Source organism: Stenotrophomonas humi, assembly GCF_001431415.1.
GTDB lineage: Bacteria > Pseudomonadota > Gammaproteobacteria > Xanthomonadales > Xanthomonadaceae > Stenotrophomonas > Stenotrophomonas humi.
In genome coordinates, this window is record NZ_LDJI01000013.1 from 95,408 (window position 1) to 117,096 (window position 21,689).

At 62.0% G+C, this 21,689-nt stretch carries 32 protein-coding genes; all 32 read left to right on the forward strand.

Annotation, left to right across the window (positions count from 1 at the left end):
* Positions 1 to 4 precede the first annotated feature (4 nt).
* Positions 5 to 1,195, forward strand: a complete 1,191-nt coding sequence (gene tuf / locus ABB26_RS07665) for an elongation factor Tu (protein ID WP_057633092.1) — start codon at positions 5 to 7, stop codon at positions 1,193 to 1,195.
* A 357-nt stretch (positions 1,196 to 1,552) separates the two neighbouring features.
* Positions 1,553 to 4,303, forward strand: a complete 2,751-nt coding sequence (locus ABB26_RS07670; RefSeq protein WP_083490727.1) for a M14 family metallopeptidase — start codon at positions 1,553 to 1,555, stop codon at positions 4,301 to 4,303.
* Between the two features lie 395 nt (positions 4,304 to 4,698).
* Positions 4,699 to 5,010, forward strand: a complete 312-nt coding sequence (gene rpsJ, locus ABB26_RS07675) for a 30S ribosomal protein S10 (RefSeq protein WP_010341589.1) — start codon at positions 4,699 to 4,701, stop codon at positions 5,008 to 5,010.
* Positions 5,011 to 5,021: 11 nt separating this feature from the next.
* Positions 5,022 to 5,672, forward strand: a complete 651-nt coding sequence (rplC, locus tag ABB26_RS07680; protein ID WP_057633094.1) for a 50S ribosomal protein L3 — start codon at positions 5,022 to 5,024, stop codon at positions 5,670 to 5,672.
* Between the two features lie 12 nt (positions 5,673 to 5,684).
* Entirely contained in the window at positions 5,685 to 6,290 is a 606-nt protein-coding gene (gene rplD, locus ABB26_RS07685; RefSeq protein WP_057633192.1) for a 50S ribosomal protein L4, read from the forward strand.
* Positions 6,287 to 6,586: a 50S ribosomal protein L23 gene (gene rplW / locus ABB26_RS07690; protein WP_057633095.1), complete on the forward strand. Its 300-nt coding sequence runs from the start codon at positions 6,287 to 6,289 to the stop codon at positions 6,584 to 6,586. Before rplD ends, rplW begins: the two co-directional genes overlap by 4 nt.
* A 10-nt stretch (positions 6,587 to 6,596) precedes the next feature.
* Entirely contained in the window at positions 6,597 to 7,424 is an 828-nt protein-coding gene (gene rplB, locus ABB26_RS07695; RefSeq protein WP_057633096.1) for a 50S ribosomal protein L2, read from the forward strand.
* Between the two features lie 6 nt (positions 7,425 to 7,430).
* Positions 7,431 to 7,700 (forward strand): 30S ribosomal protein S19, encoded by a 270-nt coding sequence (gene rpsS, locus ABB26_RS07700; protein WP_057633097.1) that lies wholly within the window; start codon positions 7,431 to 7,433, stop codon positions 7,698 to 7,700.
* Positions 7,701 to 7,712: 12 nt separating this feature from the next.
* Complete coding sequence (rplV, locus tag ABB26_RS07705; protein WP_057633098.1) at positions 7,713 to 8,048, forward strand: 50S ribosomal protein L22; 336 nt, start codon at positions 7,713 to 7,715, stop codon at positions 8,046 to 8,048.
* Between the two features lie 17 nt (positions 8,049 to 8,065).
* Positions 8,066 to 8,800 carry a 30S ribosomal protein S3 gene (rpsC, locus tag ABB26_RS07710; protein ID WP_057633099.1) on the forward strand — a complete coding sequence of 245 codons (735 nt, stop codon included), beginning with the start codon at positions 8,066 to 8,068 and terminating at the stop codon, positions 8,798 to 8,800.
* 5 nt (positions 8,801 to 8,805) lie between these two features.
* A complete protein-coding gene (rplP, locus tag ABB26_RS07715; protein ID WP_057629593.1) occupies positions 8,806 to 9,219 on the forward strand; it encodes a 50S ribosomal protein L16 in 414 nt (137 codons plus the stop codon).
* Entirely contained in the window at positions 9,219 to 9,404 is a 186-nt protein-coding gene (gene rpmC, locus ABB26_RS07720; RefSeq protein ID WP_057629594.1) for a 50S ribosomal protein L29, read from the forward strand. The genes rplP and rpmC overlap by 1 nt, the downstream gene beginning before the upstream one ends.
* 11 nt (positions 9,405 to 9,415) lie before the next feature.
* Positions 9,416 to 9,685: a 30S ribosomal protein S17 gene (gene rpsQ, locus ABB26_RS07725; protein ID WP_057633100.1), complete on the forward strand. Its 270-nt coding sequence runs from the start codon at positions 9,416 to 9,418 to the stop codon at positions 9,683 to 9,685.
* A gap of 13 nt (positions 9,686 to 9,698) precedes the next feature.
* Positions 9,699 to 10,067, forward strand: coding sequence for a 50S ribosomal protein L14 (gene rplN, locus ABB26_RS07730; protein ID WP_019186153.1), 369 nt, complete (start codon positions 9,699 to 9,701; stop codon positions 10,065 to 10,067).
* A 16-nt stretch (positions 10,068 to 10,083) separates the two neighbouring features.
* Entirely contained in the window at positions 10,084 to 10,401 is a 318-nt protein-coding gene (gene rplX / locus ABB26_RS07735) for a 50S ribosomal protein L24 (protein WP_057633101.1), read from the forward strand.
* A gap of 11 nt (positions 10,402 to 10,412) precedes the next feature.
* Positions 10,413 to 10,955 (forward strand): 50S ribosomal protein L5, encoded by a 543-nt coding sequence (rplE, locus tag ABB26_RS07740; protein WP_057633102.1) that lies wholly within the window; start codon positions 10,413 to 10,415, stop codon positions 10,953 to 10,955.
* A gap of 18 nt (positions 10,956 to 10,973) precedes the next feature.
* Positions 10,974 to 11,279 (forward strand): 30S ribosomal protein S14, encoded by a 306-nt coding sequence (gene rpsN / locus ABB26_RS07745; protein WP_057633103.1) that lies wholly within the window; start codon positions 10,974 to 10,976, stop codon positions 11,277 to 11,279.
* 215 nt (positions 11,280 to 11,494) lie between these two features.
* A complete protein-coding gene (gene rpsH, locus ABB26_RS07750; protein ID WP_057633104.1) occupies positions 11,495 to 11,893 on the forward strand; it encodes a 30S ribosomal protein S8 in 399 nt (132 codons plus the stop codon).
* 15 nt (positions 11,894 to 11,908) lie between these two features.
* Complete coding sequence (gene rplF, locus ABB26_RS07755; protein ID WP_057633105.1) at positions 11,909 to 12,436, forward strand: 50S ribosomal protein L6; 528 nt, start codon at positions 11,909 to 11,911, stop codon at positions 12,434 to 12,436.
* 33 nt (positions 12,437 to 12,469) lie between these two features.
* Entirely contained in the window at positions 12,470 to 12,823 is a 354-nt protein-coding gene (gene rplR, locus ABB26_RS07760) for a 50S ribosomal protein L18 (RefSeq protein ID WP_057633106.1), read from the forward strand.
* 156 nt (positions 12,824 to 12,979) lie between these two features.
* The gene (gene rpsE, locus ABB26_RS07765; RefSeq protein ID WP_057633107.1) at positions 12,980 to 13,522 is read left to right on the forward strand and encodes a 30S ribosomal protein S5; all 543 of its coding nucleotides are present in this window, start codon (positions 12,980 to 12,982) and stop codon (positions 13,520 to 13,522) included.
* Complete coding sequence (rpmD, locus tag ABB26_RS07770) at positions 13,515 to 13,700, forward strand: 50S ribosomal protein L30 (protein ID WP_057633108.1); 186 nt, start codon at positions 13,515 to 13,517, stop codon at positions 13,698 to 13,700. Before rpsE ends, rpmD begins: the two co-directional genes overlap by 8 nt.
* Before the next feature lie 6 nt (positions 13,701 to 13,706).
* Positions 13,707 to 14,150 carry a 50S ribosomal protein L15 gene (gene rplO / locus ABB26_RS07775; RefSeq protein ID WP_057633109.1) on the forward strand — a complete coding sequence of 148 codons (444 nt, stop codon included), beginning with the start codon at positions 13,707 to 13,709 and terminating at the stop codon, positions 14,148 to 14,150.
* A 7-nt stretch (positions 14,151 to 14,157) separates the two neighbouring features.
* Entirely contained in the window at positions 14,158 to 15,513 is a 1,356-nt protein-coding gene (gene secY / locus ABB26_RS07780) for a preprotein translocase subunit SecY (protein WP_057633110.1), read from the forward strand.
* Between the two features lie 349 nt (positions 15,514 to 15,862).
* The gene (gene rpsM, locus ABB26_RS07785; protein ID WP_057633111.1) at positions 15,863 to 16,219 is read left to right on the forward strand and encodes a 30S ribosomal protein S13; all 357 of its coding nucleotides are present in this window, start codon (positions 15,863 to 15,865) and stop codon (positions 16,217 to 16,219) included.
* 12 nt (positions 16,220 to 16,231) lie between these two features.
* A complete protein-coding gene (rpsK, locus tag ABB26_RS07790) occupies positions 16,232 to 16,624 on the forward strand; it encodes a 30S ribosomal protein S11 (RefSeq protein ID WP_057629606.1) in 393 nt (130 codons plus the stop codon).
* Between the two features lie 14 nt (positions 16,625 to 16,638).
* Positions 16,639 to 17,268, forward strand: coding sequence for a 30S ribosomal protein S4 (gene rpsD / locus ABB26_RS07795; RefSeq protein ID WP_057633112.1), 630 nt, complete (start codon positions 16,639 to 16,641; stop codon positions 17,266 to 17,268).
* Between the two features lie 54 nt (positions 17,269 to 17,322).
* The gene (locus ABB26_RS07800; RefSeq protein WP_057633113.1) at positions 17,323 to 18,321 is read left to right on the forward strand and encodes a DNA-directed RNA polymerase subunit alpha; all 999 of its coding nucleotides are present in this window, start codon (positions 17,323 to 17,325) and stop codon (positions 18,319 to 18,321) included.
* 191 nt (positions 18,322 to 18,512) lie between these two features.
* Positions 18,513 to 18,899, forward strand: coding sequence for a 50S ribosomal protein L17 (gene rplQ / locus ABB26_RS07805; protein WP_055767523.1), 387 nt, complete (start codon positions 18,513 to 18,515; stop codon positions 18,897 to 18,899).
* A 145-nt stretch (positions 18,900 to 19,044) separates the two neighbouring features.
* Positions 19,045 to 19,560: a disulfide bond formation protein B gene (locus ABB26_RS07810; protein ID WP_057633114.1), complete on the forward strand. Its 516-nt coding sequence runs from the start codon at positions 19,045 to 19,047 to the stop codon at positions 19,558 to 19,560.
* A gap of 34 nt (positions 19,561 to 19,594) precedes the next feature.
* Complete coding sequence (locus tag ABB26_RS07815) at positions 19,595 to 20,977, forward strand: class II 3-deoxy-7-phosphoheptulonate synthase (RefSeq protein WP_057633115.1); 1,383 nt, start codon at positions 19,595 to 19,597, stop codon at positions 20,975 to 20,977.
* Positions 20,978 to 21,126: 149 nt separating this feature from the next.
* Positions 21,127 to 21,588 (forward strand): hypothetical protein, encoded by a 462-nt coding sequence (locus ABB26_RS07820; protein WP_057633116.1) that lies wholly within the window; start codon positions 21,127 to 21,129, stop codon positions 21,586 to 21,588.
* Positions 21,589 to 21,689 lie beyond the last annotated feature (101 nt).

A 21,689-nucleotide genomic window follows, 5' to 3' on the forward strand; every position in this document is an offset into this window, starting at 1 on the left:
AGCCATGTCCAAGGGTAAGTTCGAACGTACCAAGCCGCACGTCAACGTCGGCACCATCGGCCACGTCGATCATGGCAAGACCACGCTGACCGCCGCGCTGACCAAGATCGGTGCAGAGCGCTTCGGTGGTGAGTTCAAGGACTACTCGGCCATCGACGCCGCTCCGGAAGAGAAGGCTCGTGGTATCACGATCTCGACCGCACACGTTGAGTACGAATCCGCGAACCGTCATTACGCCCACGTCGATTGCCCGGGCCATGCTGACTACGTCAAGAACATGATCACCGGTGCCGCCCAGATGGACGGCGCGATCCTGGTGTGCTCGGCCGCTGACGGCCCGATGCCGCAGACCCGCGAGCACATCCTGCTGTCGCGTCAGGTCGGCGTGCCGTACATCGTCGTGTTCCTGAACAAGGCCGACATGGTGGACGACGCCGAGCTGCTCGAGCTGGTGGAAATGGAAGTGCGTGAGCTGCTGAGCAAGTACGACTTCCCGGGCGACGACACCCCGATCATCTCGGGCTCGGCTCGTATGGCGCTGGAAGGCGACCAGAGCGAAATCGGCGTGCCGGCCATCCTGAAGCTGGTCGACGCACTGGACAGCTGGATCCCGACGCCGGAGCGCGACGTGGACAAGCCGTTCCTGATGCCGGTGGAAGACGTGTTCTCGATCTCGGGTCGCGGCACCGTGGTGACCGGTCGTATCGAGCGTGGCGTGATCAAGGTCGGCGAAGAAATCGAAATCGTCGGTATCCGTCCGGTCCAGAAGACCACCGTCACCGGTGTGGAAATGTTCCGCAAGCTGCTGGACCAGGGCCAGGCAGGCGACAACGCCGGTCTGCTGCTGCGCGGCACCAAGCGTGACGACGTGGAGCGTGGCCAGGTTCTGGCCAAGCCGGGTTCGATCAAGCCGCACACCCAGTTCGACGCCGAAGTGTACGTGCTGTCGAAGGACGAGGGCGGCCGTCACACCCCGTTCTTCAAGGGCTACCGTCCGCAGTTCTACTTCCGTACCACCGACATCACCGGCGCTTGCGAGCTGCCGGAAGGCGTCGAGATGGTGATGCCGGGTGACAACGTCAAGATGACCGTCACCCTGATCAACCCGGTGGCAATGGACGAAGGCCTGCGCTTCGCAATCCGTGAAGGCGGTCGTACCGTCGGCGCCGGTGTGGTTGCCAAGATCATTGCCTGATAACGCCGCGCTTCCTTTGGGAGCAACGTGTTGAAAGAAGGGCGGCCCTCGGGTCGCCCTTTTTTTGTCTGTTGAATTCAGCTGATGCCGGGTTGAGTTGCTGCTTGTGCGCATGTGGTGGGGGTACGCGGCCTCCGCGGTCGTTGGCGCAGTATGTGACGGGAGATCCGCGGGCCGGTCTGCGTTGACGGGTTGCCCGGGCGAGCTTGCCGGATCTGTCCATTCATCTTTTGCGATAGCGGAACATTCGCCGTGGGCTATCTTGATTGGATGGGCGTCGTGCGCTGAAGCGGTGATGCCTGGATGACTCACATTTGGTCGTGGCGTGAAGGTGCCAGGCAAGCAAGGGAGCGGGGAATGATTCGATTGAAGGTGTTGCGGCGTTGCGCATGCGCGATGTTGTTGGTCGTGCTGGGGGTGGGTTCGCTGCAGGCAGCGGTGCCATCGCCGAAGGCGCATTTCGGTTTCGATATCGGCGATGACTACATGCTCGCCAACTACACGCAGACCGAGGCGTACTTCCGTCAGGTTGCGGCCACCTCGGACCGCTTCCAGCTGGTGGAGCTGGGCAAGACATCCGAAGGTCGCGCGCAGCTGATGTTGATCGCTTCCTCACCGGCCAACCTGGCGCGACTGGAGGAATACCGTGGCATTTCCGAGCGGCTGGCGCGCGCACGCGATGGTGATGCTGCCGCACGCGCCCTGGCTGCGCAGGGCAAGGCGGTGGTGTGGATTGACGGCGGCCTGCATGCCAATGAAACCGTTGGCGCACACCAGTTGATCGAAACGGTGTGGCAGCTGGCAAGCCGTGATGATGCTGAAACACGACGCATCCTCGACGACACCATCGTGTTGCTGGTGCACGCCAATCCCGATGGTCAGGAGTTGTATTCGAACTGGTACATGCGCGAGCCGGTGCCGGCCAAGCGCGTGCTCGACAAGCCGCCGCGTCTTTATCAGAAGTACGCCGGGCACGATAACAATCGCGACTTCTACATGGCGGCGCTGCAGGAAACGCGCAATCTCAACCGGGCCATGTATACCCGTTGGTATCCGCAGATCGTCTACAACCATCACCAGACCTCGCCGAAGGGCACGGTGATCGTGATTCCGCCGTACCGCGATCCGTACAACTACAACATCGACGCGATGATCCCGGTCGGGCTGGAAGCGCTGGGCGCGGCGATGAACCTGCGCTACCTGCAGGAGAACAAGCCGGGGGCGGTATCCAAGGGCGGCAGCGTGTATTCGACCTGGTGGAATGGCGGCCTGCGCACCATGCCGTACTTCCACAACATGCTGGGCGTGCTGACCGAGATCACCGGCAACCCGACGCCGATGCAGATCCCGTTCCTGCCGGAGCGACAGTTGCCGGACAGCAACCTGCCTGCGCCGGTCGCCGCGCAGACCTGGCATTTCCGCCAGTCCATCGACTACAGCCTCACCGCGAACTGGGCGTTGCTGGATTACGCCTCGCGCAACCGCGAGCAACTGCTGTGGAACATCTATCGCATGGGCCGCAATTCCATCGAGCGCGGCAGTCGTGACAGCTGGACGGCCAGTCCGGCGGCGCTGGGCTCGGCTGCAGAGCGCGCAAAAGCCGCATCCGCCGGCAAGTCCAGTGAGCTGACCCAGGCGCAGGTGGCGGAGATGCTGCAGCGCCCGGATCAGCGTGATGCGCGCGGCTACATCATCCCGGCCAGCCAGGCGGATCTGCCGACCGCGATTGCCTTCATCAACGCGCTGCAGTTGGCCGGCGTCGAGGTGCAGCGTGCCCGCGCGGATTTCAAGGTGGGCGGCAAGGCGTACCCGGCGGGCTCGTTCGTGGTGCGTGCGGATCAGGCATTCCGGCCGCATGTGCGCGACATGTTCGAGCCGCAGGATCATCCGCAGGACTTCGAGTACCCGGGTGGTCCGCCGATCGCGCCTTATGACTCGGCAGGCTGGACCCTGGCCTTGCAGATGGGCGTTGCCTTTGACCGGGTGCTGCAGGGTTTTGATGGGCAGTTCGAGCCGCTGGCCGTGGGTGCGCTGATGGTGCCTGCGGATGCCTCGCTGCCCGACTCCGCTACGGGTTGGGTGCTGGATCCTCGGGTCAACAATGCGGTCATCGCCGTCAATCGCCTGCTGAAGGCGGGCGTCCCGGTGCAGCGCCTCCCGGTACAGGATGGGGCGTACTTCGTCCCGGCGGGCAACCGCGATGCATTGGTCGCGGCGCTGCATGAAACCGGCGTCGCCGCCGCAGTGGCGGGGAAGGGGGCTTTGGCTGGTGCGGTGCCGGTGCGTGCGCCGCGGATCGCGTTGTGGGATCGCTACGGCGGCTCGATGGTGTCCGGCTGGACACGTCTGGTACTGGAAAACTTCGGTTTTGATTACGAAGTGTTGTATCCGCAGCAGATCCTCGCCGGCAACCTGCGTGAGCGGTTTGACGTGCTGATGCTGCCCAGTGGCGCGCTGCCTTTGCCGGAGGCGCTTGCCATCGAGGGCAAGGCCGGGCGCACGCCGGCGTCTCCTGCCGCTGCGACCGTGCCGGCGGAGTTCCACAGTCTGCTGGGCGAGCTGGAGGGTGAGGCCGCGACGCAGGTGCTGCGGGACTTCCTGCAGAAGGGTGGGCACGTGGTGACGACCGGTTCGTCCAGTGGCCTGGCGGTCGCGTTGGGGCTGCCGTTGTCCAGCCATCTGCGCAAGGCGGGGGCGGATGGTCGCTCCGAGCCGCTGAGCCAGCGCGAGTACTACATCCCCGGCAGCGTGCTGCAGGTGGCGGTGGACAAGGGTCGTTCGCTGAATTGGGGCCTTCCGTCGCAGTTGGACGTCTACTTCTCCGACGGCCGCTGGGATAATGCGCCGGTGTTCGATCTGCCTGTCGGCCGGGCGGATATCCGTCCGTTGCTGCACTTTGAATCGGCCACGCCACTGCGCAGCGGCTGGGCCTGGGGCCAGGAGCACCTGCAGGGTGGGGTGCTGGCGGCCGAGGCGGATGTGGGGGCCGGGCGGCTGACCTTCTTCGGCACCGACATCACGTTCCGCGCGCAGACCCATGCCTCATTCAAGCTGCTGTTCAACAGCCTGCTGCAGGCGGAGCGGGCCGAAACGGCCGTGCGGGAATAGCGCGAGCCAGGTGCGGCAAGCCTCTCAGGCTTGCCGCCAGCTGAAGCGTTGGTGACCCGTCAGGGGGTCGACTTGCACGCGCCAGAAAATGCTGACAGAATGCACGACCACTCGCGAAGGTCACGTTTATCGTGTGCTTCGCAACCAGCGAAAGGAGGGGCAGGACGCGCCTCGTATTCGCCAGACAAGGACAGGTCGCGTGGGTCACTCCGGTAAGTCGGGGTGATTTCTGCGCGTTTGAACGTGTCTGGGGCGGGCCGGGAAACCGGGCCGCCTTGCTGTTTTGAAGGGATTCTCGTTGACGGGAGGTGCTCGCGCGCCGACCGTCGTTTTCATGGGGTCTGGCACACACAGAGGCCAGGCCTGTCGCTCTTTAGACCTATAGGAACACCGTCATGGCGGACCAAAAGATCCGGATTCGGTTGAAGGCGTTCGATCATCGTTTGATCGACCGTTCGGCCAGCGAGATCGTTGAAACGGCCAAGCGGACCGGCGCGCAAGTGCGTGGCCCGATCCCGCTGCCAACCAAGATCGAGCGTTACACCATTCTCGTCTCCCCGCACGTCGACAAAGACGCGCGTGACCAGTACGAGACCCGCACGCACAAGCGCGTGCTCGATATCGTCGACCCCAACGACAAGACCGTGGACGCGCTGATGAAGCTCGAACTGGCTGCCGGCGTCGACGTTCAGATCAAGCTGACCTGAGGACTACGACCATGACGAAGAAATATTCGTTGGGCTTCGTGGGCCGCAAGGCTGGCATGAGCCGCGTTTTCACTGAAGATGGCCGCTCCATCCCGGTGACCCTGATCGAAGCAACCCCGAACCGCATCGCGCAGATCAAGACCGTCGAAGTTGACGGCTACAGCGCAGTGCAGGTGACCGTCGGCGCCCGTCGCGCTGCGCTGGTCAACAAGCCGGAAGCCGGCCACTTCGCCAAGGCGAAGGTGGAAGCGGGCCGTGGCCTGTGGGAATTCCGCGTTGAAGACGCCCAGATCGGCGATTTCGCCGTCGGTGGCGAAATCAAGGCAGACATCTTTGAAGTCGGCCAGACGGTTGACGTCCAGGGCGTCACCAAGGGTAAGGGCTTCCAGGGCACCATCAAGCGCTACAACTTCCGTATGGGCGATGCAACCCACGGTAACTCGCTGTCGCATCGCGCGCCGGGTTCCTTGGGCCAGCGCCAGACCCCGGGTCGCGTTTTCCCGGGCAAGAAGATGTCCGGCCACATGGGTGCTGTGCAGCAAAGCACGCAGAACCTGGAAGTGGTCAAGGTCGACGTCGAGCGTGGTCTGATTGCCATCCGCGGTGCCGTGCCTGGCGCAGCTGGTGGTGACGTGATCGTGCGTCCGGCTAGCAAGGCATAAGGAGAGATGACGATGGAACTCGTTATCACGGGTAGCAACAACAAGGTCTCGGTCTCCGAAGCCGTGTTCGGCCGCGATTTCAGCGAAGATCTGGTTCACCAGGTCGTCGTTGCCTATCGCAACGCCGCTCGCGCCGGCACCAAGGCACAGAAGACACGTTCTGAAGTGGCTGGTACCACCAAGAAGTCGAAGAAGCAGAAGGGTGGTGGCGCTCGTCACGGTGCCCTGACCGCTCCGATCTTCGTCGGCGGTGGTGTCACCTTCGCGGCCAAGCCGCGTAGCTTCGACCAGAAGGTCAACCGCAAGCAGTATCGCGCCGCCATGTGCGCCATCCTGTCCGAGCTGAACCGTCAGGGCCGTATCACCATCGTTGAGTCGTTTGATGTCGAAGCGACCAGCACCAAGGCTCTGATCGCCAAGCTGGCTGGCCTGGAAGTGGGCAAGCGCCCGCTGATCGTCACCGAAGAGGCTTCCGAGCATCTGTACCTGTCGGCCCGCAATCTGCCTTACGTGCAGGTGCGTGACGTGCAGGGCCTGGACCCGGTGTCGCTGGTCGGTGCCGACACGGTCGTCATCACCGCTGATGCGGTCAAGAAGGTCGAGGAGTGGCTGGCATGAGCAGCAACGAAAAAATCTTCAGCGTGCTGCGCGCTCCGCGAGTCTCTGAAAAGACCGCGCGCCTGCAGGAAATCTCCAACCAATACGTCTTCGAAGTTTCGAACGAAGCCACCAAGGCCGATGTAAAGGCCGCGGTTGAGCAGCTGTTCGACGTCAAGGTCGAGTCGGTCAACGTGCTGAACGTCAAGGGCAAGAACAAGTCCTTCCGTAACCGCACCGGCCGTCGCGGCGATTGGCGCAAGGCGTATGTGCGTCTCGCCGATGGCCAGTCCATCGATGTAACGGCCAAGGCCTGAGGTACATCCCATGCCATTGATGAAATTCAAACCCACTTCCCCCGGCCGTCGTTCGGCCGTGCGTGTGGTCACCCCCGATCTGCACAAAGGCGCGCCGCATGCAGCGCTGCTGGAGCCGCAGAGCAAGTCCGGTGGTCGTAACCACCACGGTCGCATCACCACCCGTCACGTGGGCGGTGGTCACAAGCAGCACTATCGCTTGATCGACTTCAAGCGCAACAAGGAAGGTATTCCGGCGCGCGTGGAACGTATCGAATACGATCCGAACCGCACCGCTCATATCGCCCTGCTGTGCTACGTCGACGGCGAGCGCCGCTACATCATCGCCCCGAAGGGCCTGAAGGCGGGTGACCAGGTCATCTCCGGTGCTCACGCACCGATCAAGACCGGCAACACCCTGCCGCTGCGCAACATCCCGGTCGGTACCACCGTCCACGGGATCGAGCTGAAGCCGGGCAAGGGCGCTCAGATCGCTCGTGCTGCTGGTGCAGCCGTGCAGCTGGTTGCTCGTGAAGGCATCTACGCCACCCTGCGTCTGCGCTCGGGTGAAATGCGTAAGGTGCCGGTCGAATGCCGCGCCACCATTGGTGAAGTTGGCAACGACGAGCACAACCTCGAGAAGCTCGGCAAGGCCGGTGCCAAGCGCTGGCGCGGTGTCAAGCCGACCGTCCGCGGTGCGGCCATGAACCCGGTTGACCATCCGCACGGTGGTGGTGAAGCCAAGGCCGGCCAGGGTAATCCGCATCCGGTCACCCCGTGGGGTGTTCCGACCAAGGGTTACAAGACGCGCCATAACAAGCGCACTCAGCAATTCATCGTCCGCGATCGTAGGGGCTAATCGACCATGGCACGTTCACTCAAGAAGGGCCCGTTCGTCGATCACCACCTCGTCAAGAAGGTGGAGGCCGCTGCGGGTAGTAAAAGGCCGATCAAGACCTGGTCGCGCCGTTCGATGATCCTGCCTGAAATGGTTGGCATCACCATTGCCGTGCATAACGGCAAGAACCACATCCCGGTTCTCGTCAACGAGAACATGGTCGGCCACAAGCTCGGCGAATTTGCCGTCACCCGGACCTTCAAGGGTCACGGTGGCGACAAGAAGTCGGGCAAGTAAGGAGAGATGACAATGGAAGCGAAAGCAATCCTGCGCACCGCGCGCATCTCTGCGCAGAAAGCTCGCCTGGTCGCTGACCAGGTGCGTGGCCTGCCGGCCGAGCGTGCAGTCAACCTGCTGAAGTTTTCGGACAAGAAAGCCGCACTCCTGATCAAGAAGGTCGTGGAGTCGGCAATCGCAAACGCCGAAAACAACCAGGGCGCTGACGTCGACGAGCTGAAGGTAAAGACCATCATGGTTGATGAAGGTCCGACCCTGAAGCGTTTCATGGCGCGGGCGAAAGGCCGCGGTACCCGCATCCTCAAGCGCACCAGCCACATCACTGTGGTTGTGGCCGCCGGCAAGTAAGCGGAAAGGAAAAGACCATGGGTCATAAAGTTCATCCGATTGGTATCCGCCTCGGTATTTCCAAGGATTGGAACTCCAAGTGGTACGCCAACAAGGCCGAGTTTGCTGGTTATCTGGCAGCCGACCTGAAAGTTCGCGAAATGCTGCGCAAGAAGCTTGCACAGGCCGGCATCAGCAAGATCCTGATCGAGCGTCCGGCCAAGACCGCACGCGTGACGATCCACACCGCCCGTCCGGGCGTGGTGATCGGCAAGCGTGGTGAGGACATCGAGAAGCTGCGTAAGGAAGTGAGCGAGATGATGGGCGTCCCGGCGCACATCAACGTCACTGAAGTGCGCAAGCCGGAGCTGGACGCACAGCTGGTTGCCGAGTCCATCGCGCAGCAGCTGGAGCGTCGCATCATGTTCCGCCGTGCAATGAAGCGCTCGGTCGGCAACGCGATGCGTCTGGGTGCCCTGGGCATCAAGGTCAACGTGGGTGGCCGCTTGAATGGTGCAGAAATCGCCCGTTCGGAGTGGTACCGCGAAGGCCGTGTGCCGCTGCACACCCTGCGCGCCGACATCGACTACGGTTTCGCTGAAGCCAGCACCACCTACGGCATCATCGGCATCAAGGTTTGGATCTACAAGGGCGAGATCTTCGATTTCTCCCAGGTTGGCCAGGAAAAGCAGGACGACAGCCCGCGCAACGATCGTAACGATCGCGGCGACCGTGGCGACCGTCCGTCGCGTCCGGCTCGTGAAGCGAGGTAACGGCAATGTTGCAACCCAAGCGAACCAAATACCGCAAGATGTTCAAGGGTCGTAACGACGGCCTGAGCTGGAGCGCAAATGCTGTCAGCTTTGGTGAGTACGGCCTGAAGGCAACCGCTCACGGCCAGCTGACCGCGCGTCAGATCGAAGCGGCTCGCCGCTCGATCAGCCGCTACGTCAAGCGCGGCGGCAAGATGTGGATCCGCGTGTTCCCCGACAAGCCCATCACCAAGAAGCCCATCGAAGTTCGAATGGGTGCTGGTAAGGGCGGCGTGGAGTACTGGGTCGCTCAGATCCAGCCGGGCCGCATGATTTATGAAGTCGAGGGCGTTACCGAGGAAGTGGCACGCGAGGCGTTCCGCCTGGCCGCTGCCAAGCTCTCGGTGACCACCACTTTCGTAACCCGGACGGTGCGCTGATGGACATCAAACAACTCCGCGAGAAGTCGGCTGACGATCTCAAGGCCCACCTGACCGACCTGCGTAAGGAGCAGTTCTCGCTCCGTATGCAGCAGGTCACCGGCCAGCTGCCGAAGACCCACGAAACCCGCCGGGTGCGCCGCGAGATTGCTCGCGTCAAGCACCTGATCGGCAGCACGAAGTAAGGATGGCTGCTATGAGCGAAAATACTGAAGTGAAAGCGCTGCGCACGGTCGAAGGCCGTGTCGTCAGCAACAAGATGGACAAGACGGTCACCGTGTTGGTGGAGCGCCAGGTCAAGCACCCGTTGTACGGCAAGTACATCAAGCGCTCGTCCAAGCTCCACGCACACGACGCCGACAACACCTGTAAAGAAGGTGATGTCGTGCGCGTGACTGAGATTGCTCCGATGTCCAAGACCAAGAACTGGCGCGTGGTGGAAGTCATCACGCGTGCGGCTGAATAAGGAGATCTGACTCATGATCCAGATGCAGAGCTACCTCGATGCCGCCGACAATTCCGGTGCGAAGGAACTGATGTGCATCAAGGTGCTGGGTGGTTCCAAGCGCCGTTATGCCCACATCGGCGACATCATCAAGGTCACCGTCAAGGATGCAATTCCGCGCGGCAAGGTCAAGAAGGGTGAAGTGTATGACGCCGTCGTGGTGCGTACCCGTAAGGGTGTGCGTCGCGCCGATGGCTCGCTGATCCGCTTCGACGGCAACGCCGCGGTCCTGCTCAACAACAAGCAAGAGCCGATCGGCACCCGCATCTTTGGGCCGGTGACCCGTGAACTTCGTTCCGAGAAGTTCATGAAGATCGTCTCGCTCGCTCCCGAAGTTCTGTGAGCGCCAGGAGATAATCATGGCTAACCGTATCAAGAAGGGCGACCAAGTTGTCGTCAACGCCGGCAAGGACAAGGGCAAGCAGGGCGAAATCGTCCGCGTCGACGGCGACCGTGTGGTCGTCGCCAACGTGAACATCGTCAAGCGCCACACCAAGCCGAACCCGCAGGCAGGTGTTGCCGGCGGCGTGGTCGAGCGCGAAGCTTCGATCCATATCTCCAACGTGGCAGTCCTGAACCCGGCAACGGGCAAGGGTGAGCGCGTTGGCTTCAAGGTGCTGGAGGATGGACGCAAACTGCGTGTGTTCCGCTCCAGCGGTGAGGCGCTTGACGCCTGAGGAATGAATTGATGAATTCCCGTCTCGAAAAGTTCTACAAGGACGAAGTGGTGCCGGCGCTGACCAAGCAGTTCGGCTACACCAATCCGATGCAAGTGCCGCGTCTGGTCAAGGTCACCTTGAACATGGGCGTCGGTGAAGCTGCGACCAACAAGAAGGTGCTTGAAAACGCCGTCGCCGACATGACCAAGATCACCGGCCAGAAGCCGGTGGTCACCAAGTCGCGCGTCTCGGTGGCGTCGTTCAAGATCCGTGATGGTTGGCCGATCGGCTGCAAGGTCACGCTGCGTCGTGACACCATGTTTGAGTTCCTGGATCGCCTGATCAACATCTCGCTGCCGCGCGTGCGTGACTTCCGCGGCGTGTCGGGTCGTTCGTTCGACGGTCGTGGCAACTTCAACATGGGTGTGAAGGAACAGATCATCTTCCCGGAAATCGACTTCGACGCCGTCGACGCGATCCGCGGTATGGATATCGCCATCACCACCACCGCCAAGACCGACGCGGAAGCGAAGGCGCTGCTCGCAGCGTTCAAGTTCCCGTTCCGTAACTGATTCGTCGAGGAAACCGAAATGGCAAAGACCTCAATGGTCAACCGCGACATCAAGCGGAAGAAGCTGGCAGTGAAGTACGCCGACAAGCGTGCGGCTCTGAAGAAGATCGTGTCCTCGGTGGACGCGAGCTACGAAGAGAAGGCTGACGCCGTGATCAAGTTGTCGAAGCTGCCGCGCGATTCGTCGCCGTGTCGCCACCGCAACCGTTGCGAACTGTCGGGCCGTCCGCGTGGCGTGTACAGCAAGTTCGGCCTTGGCCGCAACAAGCTGCGCGAAGCCACCATGCGTGGTGACGTTCCGGGCCTGCGCAAGGCCAGCTGGTAATAACCGGCTCCCGCCGGGTCGCAAGGCCCGGCCGGGACACCTGAAGGGCAACCTGAAGGTGAATTTCAAAGAGTCCGACGCAAGTCGGACTCTTTGTCGTATAATTCCGCTCCTTGCCTGCCAGAAACTGGCCGGTGGAGTAGGGGGCCTGGCCCATCCCAGGACAACACAAGATTTTCGCGAAAGCGGATATCGGTGCACTCAAAGGTACTTACATGAGCATGACTGATCCCATCGCCGACCTGCTGGTACGCATCAAGAATGCGGCCGCGGTTGGCAAGCAGACGGTGAAAGCCCCGTCGTCCAAGATCAAGGTGGCAATCGCCGAGGTCTTGAAGGCAGAAGGCTATATTTCCGATCTGCGCGTCACCAAGATCGAAAACAACAAGGCCGAACTCGAAATCGTCCTGAAGTACTTCGAAGGCAAGCCGGTCATCGCGACCCTGAAGCGCTTCTCGCGTTCGGGCCTGCGCCAGTACCGTGGCAAGTCTGAACTGCCGAAGGTCCTGAATGGCCTGGGCATCGCCATCATTTCCACCTCCAAGGGCATCATGACTGATGCGCAGGCGCGCCAGTTGGGCGTCGGCGGCGAAGTCCTGTGCTTCGTGGCCTAAGGGAAGGAGTCCACTATGTCCCGTGTAGCCAAGAAGCCAGTCAACCTGCCCAAGGGCGTTGAACTGGACATCCAGCCGGAATCCGTGAGCGTCAAGGGCCCGAAGGGCTCGCTGTCGCTGAAGAAGGCCGCTGGCGTTGAAATCACTGTCGACAACGGCGTCGTCTCGCTGAATCCGAAGGATATTTCCTTCGACGCGCTGACCGGTACCGTCCGTTCGATCCTGGCCAACATGGTGCAGGGCGTGTCCGAAGGCTTCGAGAAGAAGCTGGAGCTGGTGGGCGTGGGTTACCGCGCTGCCATGCAGGGCAAGGACCTGAACCTGTCGCTGGGCTTCTCGCATCCTGTCGTGTTCGTGGCGCCGGAAGGCATCACGCTGGCGACCCCGACGCAGACGGAAATCGTCGTGCAGGGTTCGGACAAGCAGGTTGTTGGTGAAGTCGCCGCCAAAATCCGTGGTTTCCGTCCGCCGGAGCCCTATAAGGGCAAGGGTGTGAAGTACGCCGGTGAAGTCATCATTCGCAAGGAAGCCAAGAAGGCCTAATTCTTAGGTTTTCAGCTTTCGAGGATAAAGAACATGAACAAGAACATCGCCCGTCTGCGTCGCGCCAAGTCGACCCGTTCGCACATCCGTACCCTGGGTGTCGCGCGTCTGTCGGTCCTGCGTACCGGACAGCACCTGTATGCACAGGTCTTCACCGCCGACGGTTCGCTGGTGCTGGCTGCTGCCAACACGGCCCAGGCCGAAGTCAAGGAAGGCCTGAAGAGCGGCAAGAACTGCGAAGCCGCCGTCAAGGTTGGCAAGCTGATCGCCGAGCGCGCCAAGGCCGCGGGTATCGAGAAGGTCGCTTTCGATCGCTCGGGCTACCGCTACCATGGCCGCATCAAGGCGCTGGCTGATGCCGCCCGTGAGGGTGGTCTGCAGTTCTAAGCAATAAAGGGAAGGGGCCTTGTGCCCCTTCCTGCCTGCCGGCACGGGATGTGCCGGGCGGTCGCGGTTCTTATGTAGCCGCCGCTGAGTCAACGCTTCACTTCACAACCATAAGCGGCCCCGAGCCGTACATACCCAATCAATCAAGGAATCAACATGGCAGAAGAACGTCAGTCGCGGGGTCGCGATCGCGACCGTAACCGCGAAGAGAAAGTCGACGACGGCATGATCGAGAAGCTGGTCGCGGTCAACCGCGTCAGCAAGACCGTCAAGGGCGGTCGCCAGTTCACCTTCACCGCTCTGACCGTGGTCGGCGATGGCGAAGGCAAGGTCGGTTTTGGTTATGGCAAGGCGCGTGAAGTGCCGGTCGCCATCCAGAAGTCGATGGAGCAGGCTCGCAAGAACCAGATCAGCGTTGACCTGAACAACGGCACCCTGTGGCACACCGTCAAGGATGGTCACGGCGCTGCTCGCGTGTTCATGCAGCCGGCTTCGGAAGGTACTGGCGTCATCGCCGGTGGTGCCATGCGCGCCGTCCTGGAAGCTGTTGGCGTGAAGAACGTGCTGGCCAAGGCTGTGGGTTCGCGTAACCCGATCAATCTGGTCCGTGCAACGCTGAAGGGTCTGGCTGGCGTGCAGTCGCCGGCTCGCATTGCTGCCAAGCGCGGCAAGAAGGTGGAGGATCTCAACCATGGCTGAGTCCAAGACTGTCAAGGTGCGCCTGGTGCGCGGCCTGCGTGGCACCCAGTCGCGTCACCGCCTGTCGGTGCGTGCCCTGGGCCTGAACAAGCTCAACGATGTGCGTGAACTGAAGGACAGCCCGCAGGTTCGCGGTCTGATCAACAAGGTTCACTACCTCGTCAAGGTTGAGGAGTAATCGATCATGACTTTGCGTCTCAATGAACTGAGCCCGGCACCGGGCGCCCGCACCGAGCGTACCCGCGTCGGTCGTGGTATCGGCTCCGGCCTGGGCAAGACCTGCGGCCGCGGCCACAAGGGTTCGTTCGCTCGTAAGGGCGGCGGCAAGATCAAGGCTGGCTTCGAAGGCGGCCAGACCCCGATGCAGCGTCGTCTGCCGAAGATTGGCTTCTTCTCGCACAAGGCCAAGGACACCGCAGAAGTGCTGTCCTACCACCTTGATCGTCTGGAAGCCGGTGAGATCGACGTGGCTGCACTGCGTGCTGCCAAGCTGATCCCGTCGACTGCCAAGAAGGCCAAGATCGTCCTGAAGGGCGAGCTGAGCAAGGCGTTCACCCTGAAGGGTGTTACGGCAACCGCCGGCGCCAAGGCTGCGATCGAAGCTGCCGGCGGCAGCGTACAGGAGTAACTGGAACATGGCGCAAGCTGGCATCGGTAACCTCGCGGGCGGGATGGGCAAGTTCACGGAACTTCGCCAGCGTCTTCTGTTCGTACTCGGGGCATTGCTCGTCTATCGCATCGGCTGTTATGTGCCGGTGCCGGGCGTCAATCCCGATGCCATGCTTGCGCTGATGCAGGCGCAGGGCGGCGGAATCGTGGACATGTTCAACATGTTCTCGGGCGGCGCCCTGCACCGTTTCAGCATTTTCGCGTTGAACGTGATGCCGTACATTTCGGCGTCCATCGTGATGCAGCTGGCTGTCCATATCTTCCCCGCGCTCAAGGCGATGCAGAAGGAAGGTGAATCGGGCCGTCGCAAGATCACCCAGTATTCGCGCATCGGCGCGGTGCTCCTGGCGGTGGTGCAGGGCGGCAGTATCGCGCTCGCACTGCAGAACCAGGTGTCGCCGGGCGGTGCAGCCGTGGTCTACAACCCCGGCATGGCGTTCGTGTTCACCGCCGTGGTCGCTCTGACCGCTGGCACCATCTTCCTGATGTGGGTGGGTGAGCAGGTCACCGAGCGTGGCATCGGCAACGGTGTTTCGCTGATCATTTTCGCCGGCATCGTTGCTGGCCTGCCGTCTGCGGTGATCCACACCGTCGAGGCTTACCGTGACGGCAACATGAGCTTCATCTCGTTGCTGATCATCGTCCTGGTGGTGCTGGCCTTCACCTACTTCGTGGTGTTCGTCGAGCGTGGCCAGCGTCGTATCACGGTCAATTACGCCCGCCGTCAGGGTGGTCGTAATGCCTACATGAACCAGACCTCGTTCCTGCCGCTGAAGCTGAACATGGCGGGCGTTATTCCGGCCATCTTCGCCTCCAGCATCCTGGCCTTCCCGGCCACCCTGGCCATGTGGTCCGGCCAGGCCAGCTCGGCGACCTGGTTGCAGAAGGTTGCCAACGCGCTGGGCCCGGGCGAGCCGCTGCACATGATCGTGTTTGCTGCGTTGATCTCCGGTTTCGCGTTCTTCTACACCGCGCTGGTGTTCAACTCGCAGGAAACCGCTGACAACCTGAAGAAGTCGGGCGCGCTGATTCCGGGTATCCGCCCGGGCAAGGCAACGGCGGAGTACGTCGACGCCGTGCTGACCCGTCTGACCGCTGCCGGTTCGCTGTACCTGGTCATTGTCTGCCTGCTGCCGGAAATCATGCGCACCCAGCTCAATGCCTCGTTCTACTTCGGCGGTACGTCGTTGCTGATCGTGGTCGTGGTGGTGATGGATTTCATCGCGCAGATCCAGGCGCACCTGATGTCACACCAGTACGAGAGCCTGCTCAAGAAGGCCAACCTGAAGGGCGGCAACCGCGGTGGTTTTGCACGCGGCTGATTCACCAGCTATACTTGGCGCTTCATTGCGCGATTGACCGCCCTGGCACCCAGGGCAGGTCTCCAAACAGAAGGGCGGCCCCTGCAGCGGTTTCGGGTGGGGGTGCGATGTGGTTGTTCCGCGCGGGAGTAGCGCGGGCGGCAAGAGGGTTTTCCTTCGAGCCAAGCACATCCGGCGCCGGAGCATGGGCACACTCCCCACGCCGGGTCCATGGAACCTCGTGTTCCAAGGACTTCAAAGCAAACCGAGACCTTGTTTGTATCGCTAGTTAACATTTTTGATCCATCCTGCCGGATTGGCGCGCCTATAAGGTGCGTATTCGGCCATCACTCAGCTGGAGAACCGCGTCATGGCGCGTATTGCAGGCGTCAACCTGCCAGCCCAGAAGCACGTCTGGGTCGGGTTGCAAAGCATTTACGGCATCGGCCGTACCCGTTCGAAGAAGGTCTGCGAAGTCGCAGGCGTTGCTTCGACCACCAAGATCCGCGATTTGTCGGAGCCGGAAATCGAACGCCTGCGTTTGGAAGTCGGCAAGTACATTGTCGAAGGCGATCTGCGTCGTGAAATCGGCATCGCAATCAAGCGCCTGATGGACCTGGGTTGCTACCGCGGCCTGCGTCACCGTCGTGGCTTGCCGCTGCGTGGCCAGCGTACCCGTACCAACGCCCGCACCCGTAAGGGTCCGCGCAAGGCGATCAGGAAGTAAGGGACCTAAGAAATGGCTAAGCCCGCAGCAGCAAAAACCAAGAAGAAGATCAAGCGCGTCATCACTGATGGCGTTGCCCACGTCCACGCTTCGTTCAACAACACCATCGTGACCATCACCGACCGTCAGGGCAATGCATTGTCCTGGGCGACCTCCGGTGGCGCCGGTTTCCGTGGCTCGCGTAAGTCGACTCCGTTCGCCGCTCAGGTTGCCGCCGAAAAGGCTGGCAAGGCTGCGCTGGATTACGGACTGAAGTCGCTGGAAGTCCGCATCAAGGGTCCGGGTCCGGGCCGTGAGTCGGCCGTACGTTCGTTGAACAACGTCGGCTACAAGATCACCAACATCATCGACGTGACGCCAATCCCGCACAACGGGTGCCGTCCGCCGAAGAAGCGTCGCGTCTAAAGGAGCGATAAGAAATGGCTCGTTATATCGGTCCTACCTGTAAGCTCGCCCGTCGCGAAGGCGCCGACCTCTCCCTCAAGAGCCCGGCCCGTGCGCTGGACTCCAAGTGCAAGCTGGAGCAGAAGCCCGGCCAGCACGGCGCTACCGCCCGTAAGGGCAAGCTGTCCGACTACGCTACCCAGCTGCGCGAAAAGCAGAAGGTCAAGCGTATCTACGGTCTGCTGGAGCGTCAGTTCCGCAACTACTACAAGAAGGCCTCGACCAAGAAGGGCAACACCGGCGAGAACCTGCTGCAGCTGCTGGAAACCCGTCTGGACAACGTCGTCTACCGCATGGGCTTCGCAGTGACGCGTCCGGCTGCTCGTCAGCTGGTCTCGCACCGCGGTGTCACGGTCAACGGCAAGTCGGTGAACCTGGCTTCGTACCAGGTCAAGGCCGGCGATGCGATCGCTCTGTCGGAAAAGGCTGCCAAGCAGCTGCGCGTCCAGGAAGCCCTGGTCGTCGCCGAGCAGCACGACCTCAGCCCGTCGTGGGTCGAAGTCGATTCGAAGAAGTTCAGCGGCGTCTTCAAGGCTGTGCCGGATCGTGCGGACCTGCCTGCGGATATCAACGAAGCGCTGATCGTCGAGTTGTATTCGAAGTAATTCACAATGGAGAACCTCCGGGTTGCACCGGAGGTTCGCAGGAGACCCCGCAACATGACGGTTACCGCAAACCAGGTTCTGCGTCCTCGCGGTCCGCAGATCGAACGCCTTACCGAGACCCGCGCCAAGGTCGTGATCGAACCGCTGGAGCGTGGTTACGGGCATACGTTGGGCAACGCCCTGCGTCGCGTGCTGCTGTCGTCCATCCCGGGCTTCGCCATTACCGAAGTCGAGATCGACGGCGTGCTTCACGAGTACACCACGCTTGAAGGCCTGCAGGAGGACGTGCTGGATGTCCTGCTCAACCTGAAAGACGTGGCTATCCGCATGCACACCGGCGACAGCGCCACGCTCTCCCTGTCCAAGCAGGGCCCGGGCACCGTGACTGCTGCCGACATCAAGCTGGACCACAACGTCGAAGTGATCAACGGCGACCACGTGATCTGCCATCTGACCAAGGACGCATCGATCAACATGCGTCTGAAGATCGAGCGTGGCTTCGGCTACCAGCCGGCGGCCGCGCGTCGTCGTCCGGACGAAGAAACCCGTGCGATCGGTCGTCTGGTTCTGGACGCTTCGTTCTCGCCGGTTCGCCGCGTCGCCTATTCGGTGGAAGCGGCTCGCGTTGAACAGCGTACCGATCTGGACAAGCTGGTCATCGATATCGAAACCAACGGCACGATCGATGCCGAGGAAGCTGTCCGCACCGCGGCCGACATCCTCAGCGATCAGCTGTCGGTGTTCGGTGATTTCACCCACCGCGATCGCGGTGCGGCCAAGCCGGCCAACAACGGCGTGGATCCGGTGCTGCTGCGCCCGATCGACGACCTGGAGCTGACCGTGCGTTCGGCCAACTGCCTGAAGGCCGAGAGCATCTACTACATCGGTGATCTGATCCAGAAGACCGAAGTGGAACTGCTCAAGACCCCGAACCTCGGCAAGAAGTCGCTGACCGAGATCAAGGAAGTGCTGGCCCAGCGTGGCCTGTCGCTTGGCATGAAGCTGGAGAACTGGCCGCCGGCCGGTGTCGCCGCTCACGGCATGCTTGGTTAAGCAACACCTGTTCCCCCGCATGGCAAGCCATGCGGGGGAATGTTGTAGCAGTACCCGCGTTGACGGCTGACAAGCCGCGGCGCCGGCCGTCCAGGAGGGGCGGTCAGGACCATCCGCAGTCCGTGCAACAACGCCAGGATGGCGACAGAGAAATCCAACGTCCTACCATTCATTTCTAAGGAATTAGTCCCATGCGTCATCAGAAGTCGGGCCGCAAGTTCAACCGTACCAGCGCCCACCGCGAAGCAATGTTCAAGAACATGGCTGCGTCGCTGTTCAAGCACGAGCTGATCAAGACCACCCTGCCGAAGGCCAAGGAACTGCGCCGCGTTGCCGAGCCGCTGATCACCCTGGCCAAGGTTGACTCGGTCGCCAACCGTCGTCTGGCGTTCGCCCGCCTGCGTGACAAGGAAGCCGTCGGCAACCTGTTCACCATCCTGGGCCCGCGCTACGCCACCCGTCCGGGCGGCTACCTGCGTCTGCTGAAGTGCGGCTTCCGCGCCGGCGACAACGCTCCGATGGCCTACGTCGAGCTGGTTGACCGTCCGGCTGCTGTTGCAGAAGAAGTCGCTGAGTAATCGCGTACTTTCATCCAGCAACGGATGAAGCAGAAGCCCGGCCCAGGTCGGGCTTTTTGCTTATGTAAAGTCGCCATTGCAACCGCTGCTGCCAGCCGCGGAACGGGCTGCTACTCTTGCCGCACTATTGAATCGGATTGATGTGATGAATCCTCTGCGTTGGAGTTTTCGCGCCCAGTTTCTGGCGGGCTTTCTGGTCTGTGCGGGGCTGCTGGCCTTTGCGATCTACACGCAGATCCAGATGGGTCTGGTGCCGTGTCCGCTGTGCATCTACCAGCGCATCGCCTTCGCGGCGCTGGGTGTCGGCTTCCTGCTGGGGGCGCTGCATGGGCCTTCCAGCCGTGCCGGGCGCGCCGCATATGGCGTTCTGACGCTGGTGCTGGCCGGCATTGGCGCCGGCATTGCCGGGCGGCATGTGTATGTGCAGTTGTTGCCGAAGGACCTGGGTAGCAGCTGTGGCCCGCCGCTGAGCTTTCTCAGTGAAACCATGGGGCCATTTGAAGTGTTCCGCACGGTGCTTACCGGTACCGGTGACTGCGGCAATATTGATTGGACCTTCCTCGGCCTGAGCATGCCGATGTGGAGCCTGGTGTGGTTCGTGGTGTTGGGCCTGGGCGGCTTGTACGCCGGCCTGCGTGCGCGCAAGTCGCGCCGACTCTGATTTTCCATTTTCCCTGCAAAACAACGGTACCTGTATGAACCTGTCTTCCCCGCTGTCCACGGCCGCCACGGATTCCAGCTGGGCGCCCGACAGCTGGCGTGGCAAGCAGGCGCTGCAGATGCCCACCTACCCGGACGCACGGGCGCTGGATTTGGCGCTGACCGAGCTGCGGCGGCTGCCGCCGCTGGTGACCTCGTGGGAGATCTTCGCGCTGAAGCAGCAGCTGGCCGAGGCGCAGGAAGGCAAGCGCTTCCTGCTGCAGGGCGGCGACTGTGCGGAGAATTTCGCCGACTGCGAATCGGGGATGATTTCCAACCGGCTCAAGGTGCTGCTGCAGATGAGCCTGGTGCTGGTGCACGGCCTGCGCATGCCGGTGGTACGCGTGGGGCGCTTCGCCGGCCAGTATGCAAAGCCGCGCTCGGCCGATACCGAGACGCGCGGCGAGGTGACGCTGCCCAGCTATCGCGGCGACGTGATCAACGCGCCGGAGTTCACCGAGGCAGCGCGCCTGCCTGATCCGCAGCGGATGATCGCCGCCCACTCGCGTTCTGCGCTGACGATGAACTTCGTGCGTGCGTTGATCGACGGTGGCTTCGCCGATCTGCACCATCCGGAGTACTGGAATCTCAGCTGGATGGGGTATTCGCCGCTGGCGGCCGAGTACCAGAAGATGGTTGCCTCGATCGGTGACGCGGTGGACTTCATGGAAACCCTGTCCGGCTCGCAGGTGCACAACCTCAACCGGGTGGATTTCTACACCTCGCATGAGGCGTTGCTGCTGCATTACGAGCAGGGCCTCACCCGTCAGGTGCCGCGTCAACATGGCTGGTTCAACCTGAGCACGCATTACCCGTGGATCGGCATGCGCACGGCGGCGCTGGATGGTGCCCACGTGGAGTACCTGCGTGGCGTGCGTAACCCGATTGCGATCAAGGTTGGCCCGACGGTGCAGCCAGATCAGCTGTTGCGCCTGATGGATGTCTTGAATCCGGATGACGAGCCTGGTCGCTTGAGTTTCATCCACCGCATGGGGGCGTCGCAGATCGCCGACAAACTGCCGCCGCTGCTGGATGCGGTGAAGCGCGATGGCCGACGCGTGTTGTGGGTATGCGATGCGATGCACGGTAATACCGAGAGCACCAGCAACGGCTACAAGACCCGGCGTTTCGACAACATCCGCAGCGAAGTGGAGATGTCGTTCGATCTGCATGCTGCCGCTGGCACGCGCCTGGGTGGCGTGCACCTTGAGCTCACTGGCGAGGACGTCACCGAGTGCACGGGCGGCGCACGCGAGCTGACCGAGCGTGATCTGGAGCGTGCCTATCGCTCCAGTGTGGATCCGCGTCTGAACTACGAACAGTCACTGGAGATCGCGATGGCCATTGTGCGCAAGCAGAGTGGTATCGCGGCGGGCTGAGCGATCGGGTGGCTGCAGTCCAGCCGCTGCCTTGGTTTCCGGCGGCACAGCGTTGCTGGGGCCTCGCCAGGAGGTTGATCGTCCGGGGCCGGCGAGCTGTTGCCTGTTCGACATGCGTGTCTTCCATCACTGCCGCCAGGTTTTCCTGCATGTCAGATGCACTCGAAATAGCGACACTTCCGGCGCGCTATCACTGGCCGGTCAGTGCGGAAGAGCTGCCGTATCCCATTGGTTTTCCTCCTACACCTGATCCGCCCTGGCGAGAGGATTGCGCCAGGATCGTCGGCTTCAACACCCTCGGGGAGGGGTGGCATCTGTTTGAGGATGCGTTCTTCAGGTCGCTGGAAGAGGGGGTGGCGACGAACGTATCGCCTTGGCTCTGGGTGCTGGATGGAAAGCACGCCGGCCGCATCACGGCGGCGCTCCGCGCGGAACCGATGGGTGCTGCGGCGGCCGCCATGAATGAGTATCGCAGGCGGGCGTTTGGTTGGGGCTGGGATATGACAAGCGCGGCAATGGGCGAGATACGCGGCGCCATCGTCGACTATCTCAAGCTCACGCAACCTTCGGAAATTGTCGTGATTCGCCTCTACGAATGGGGCAAGTACTGATCGGGCGGGCCTGCTGCGTCCGTGCGTGGGGCGTCACGTTCACCCAAGGCATTACGATCGCGCTGTTCAGGGCGATGGCGGATAGCGGATGCGGCGGGTCT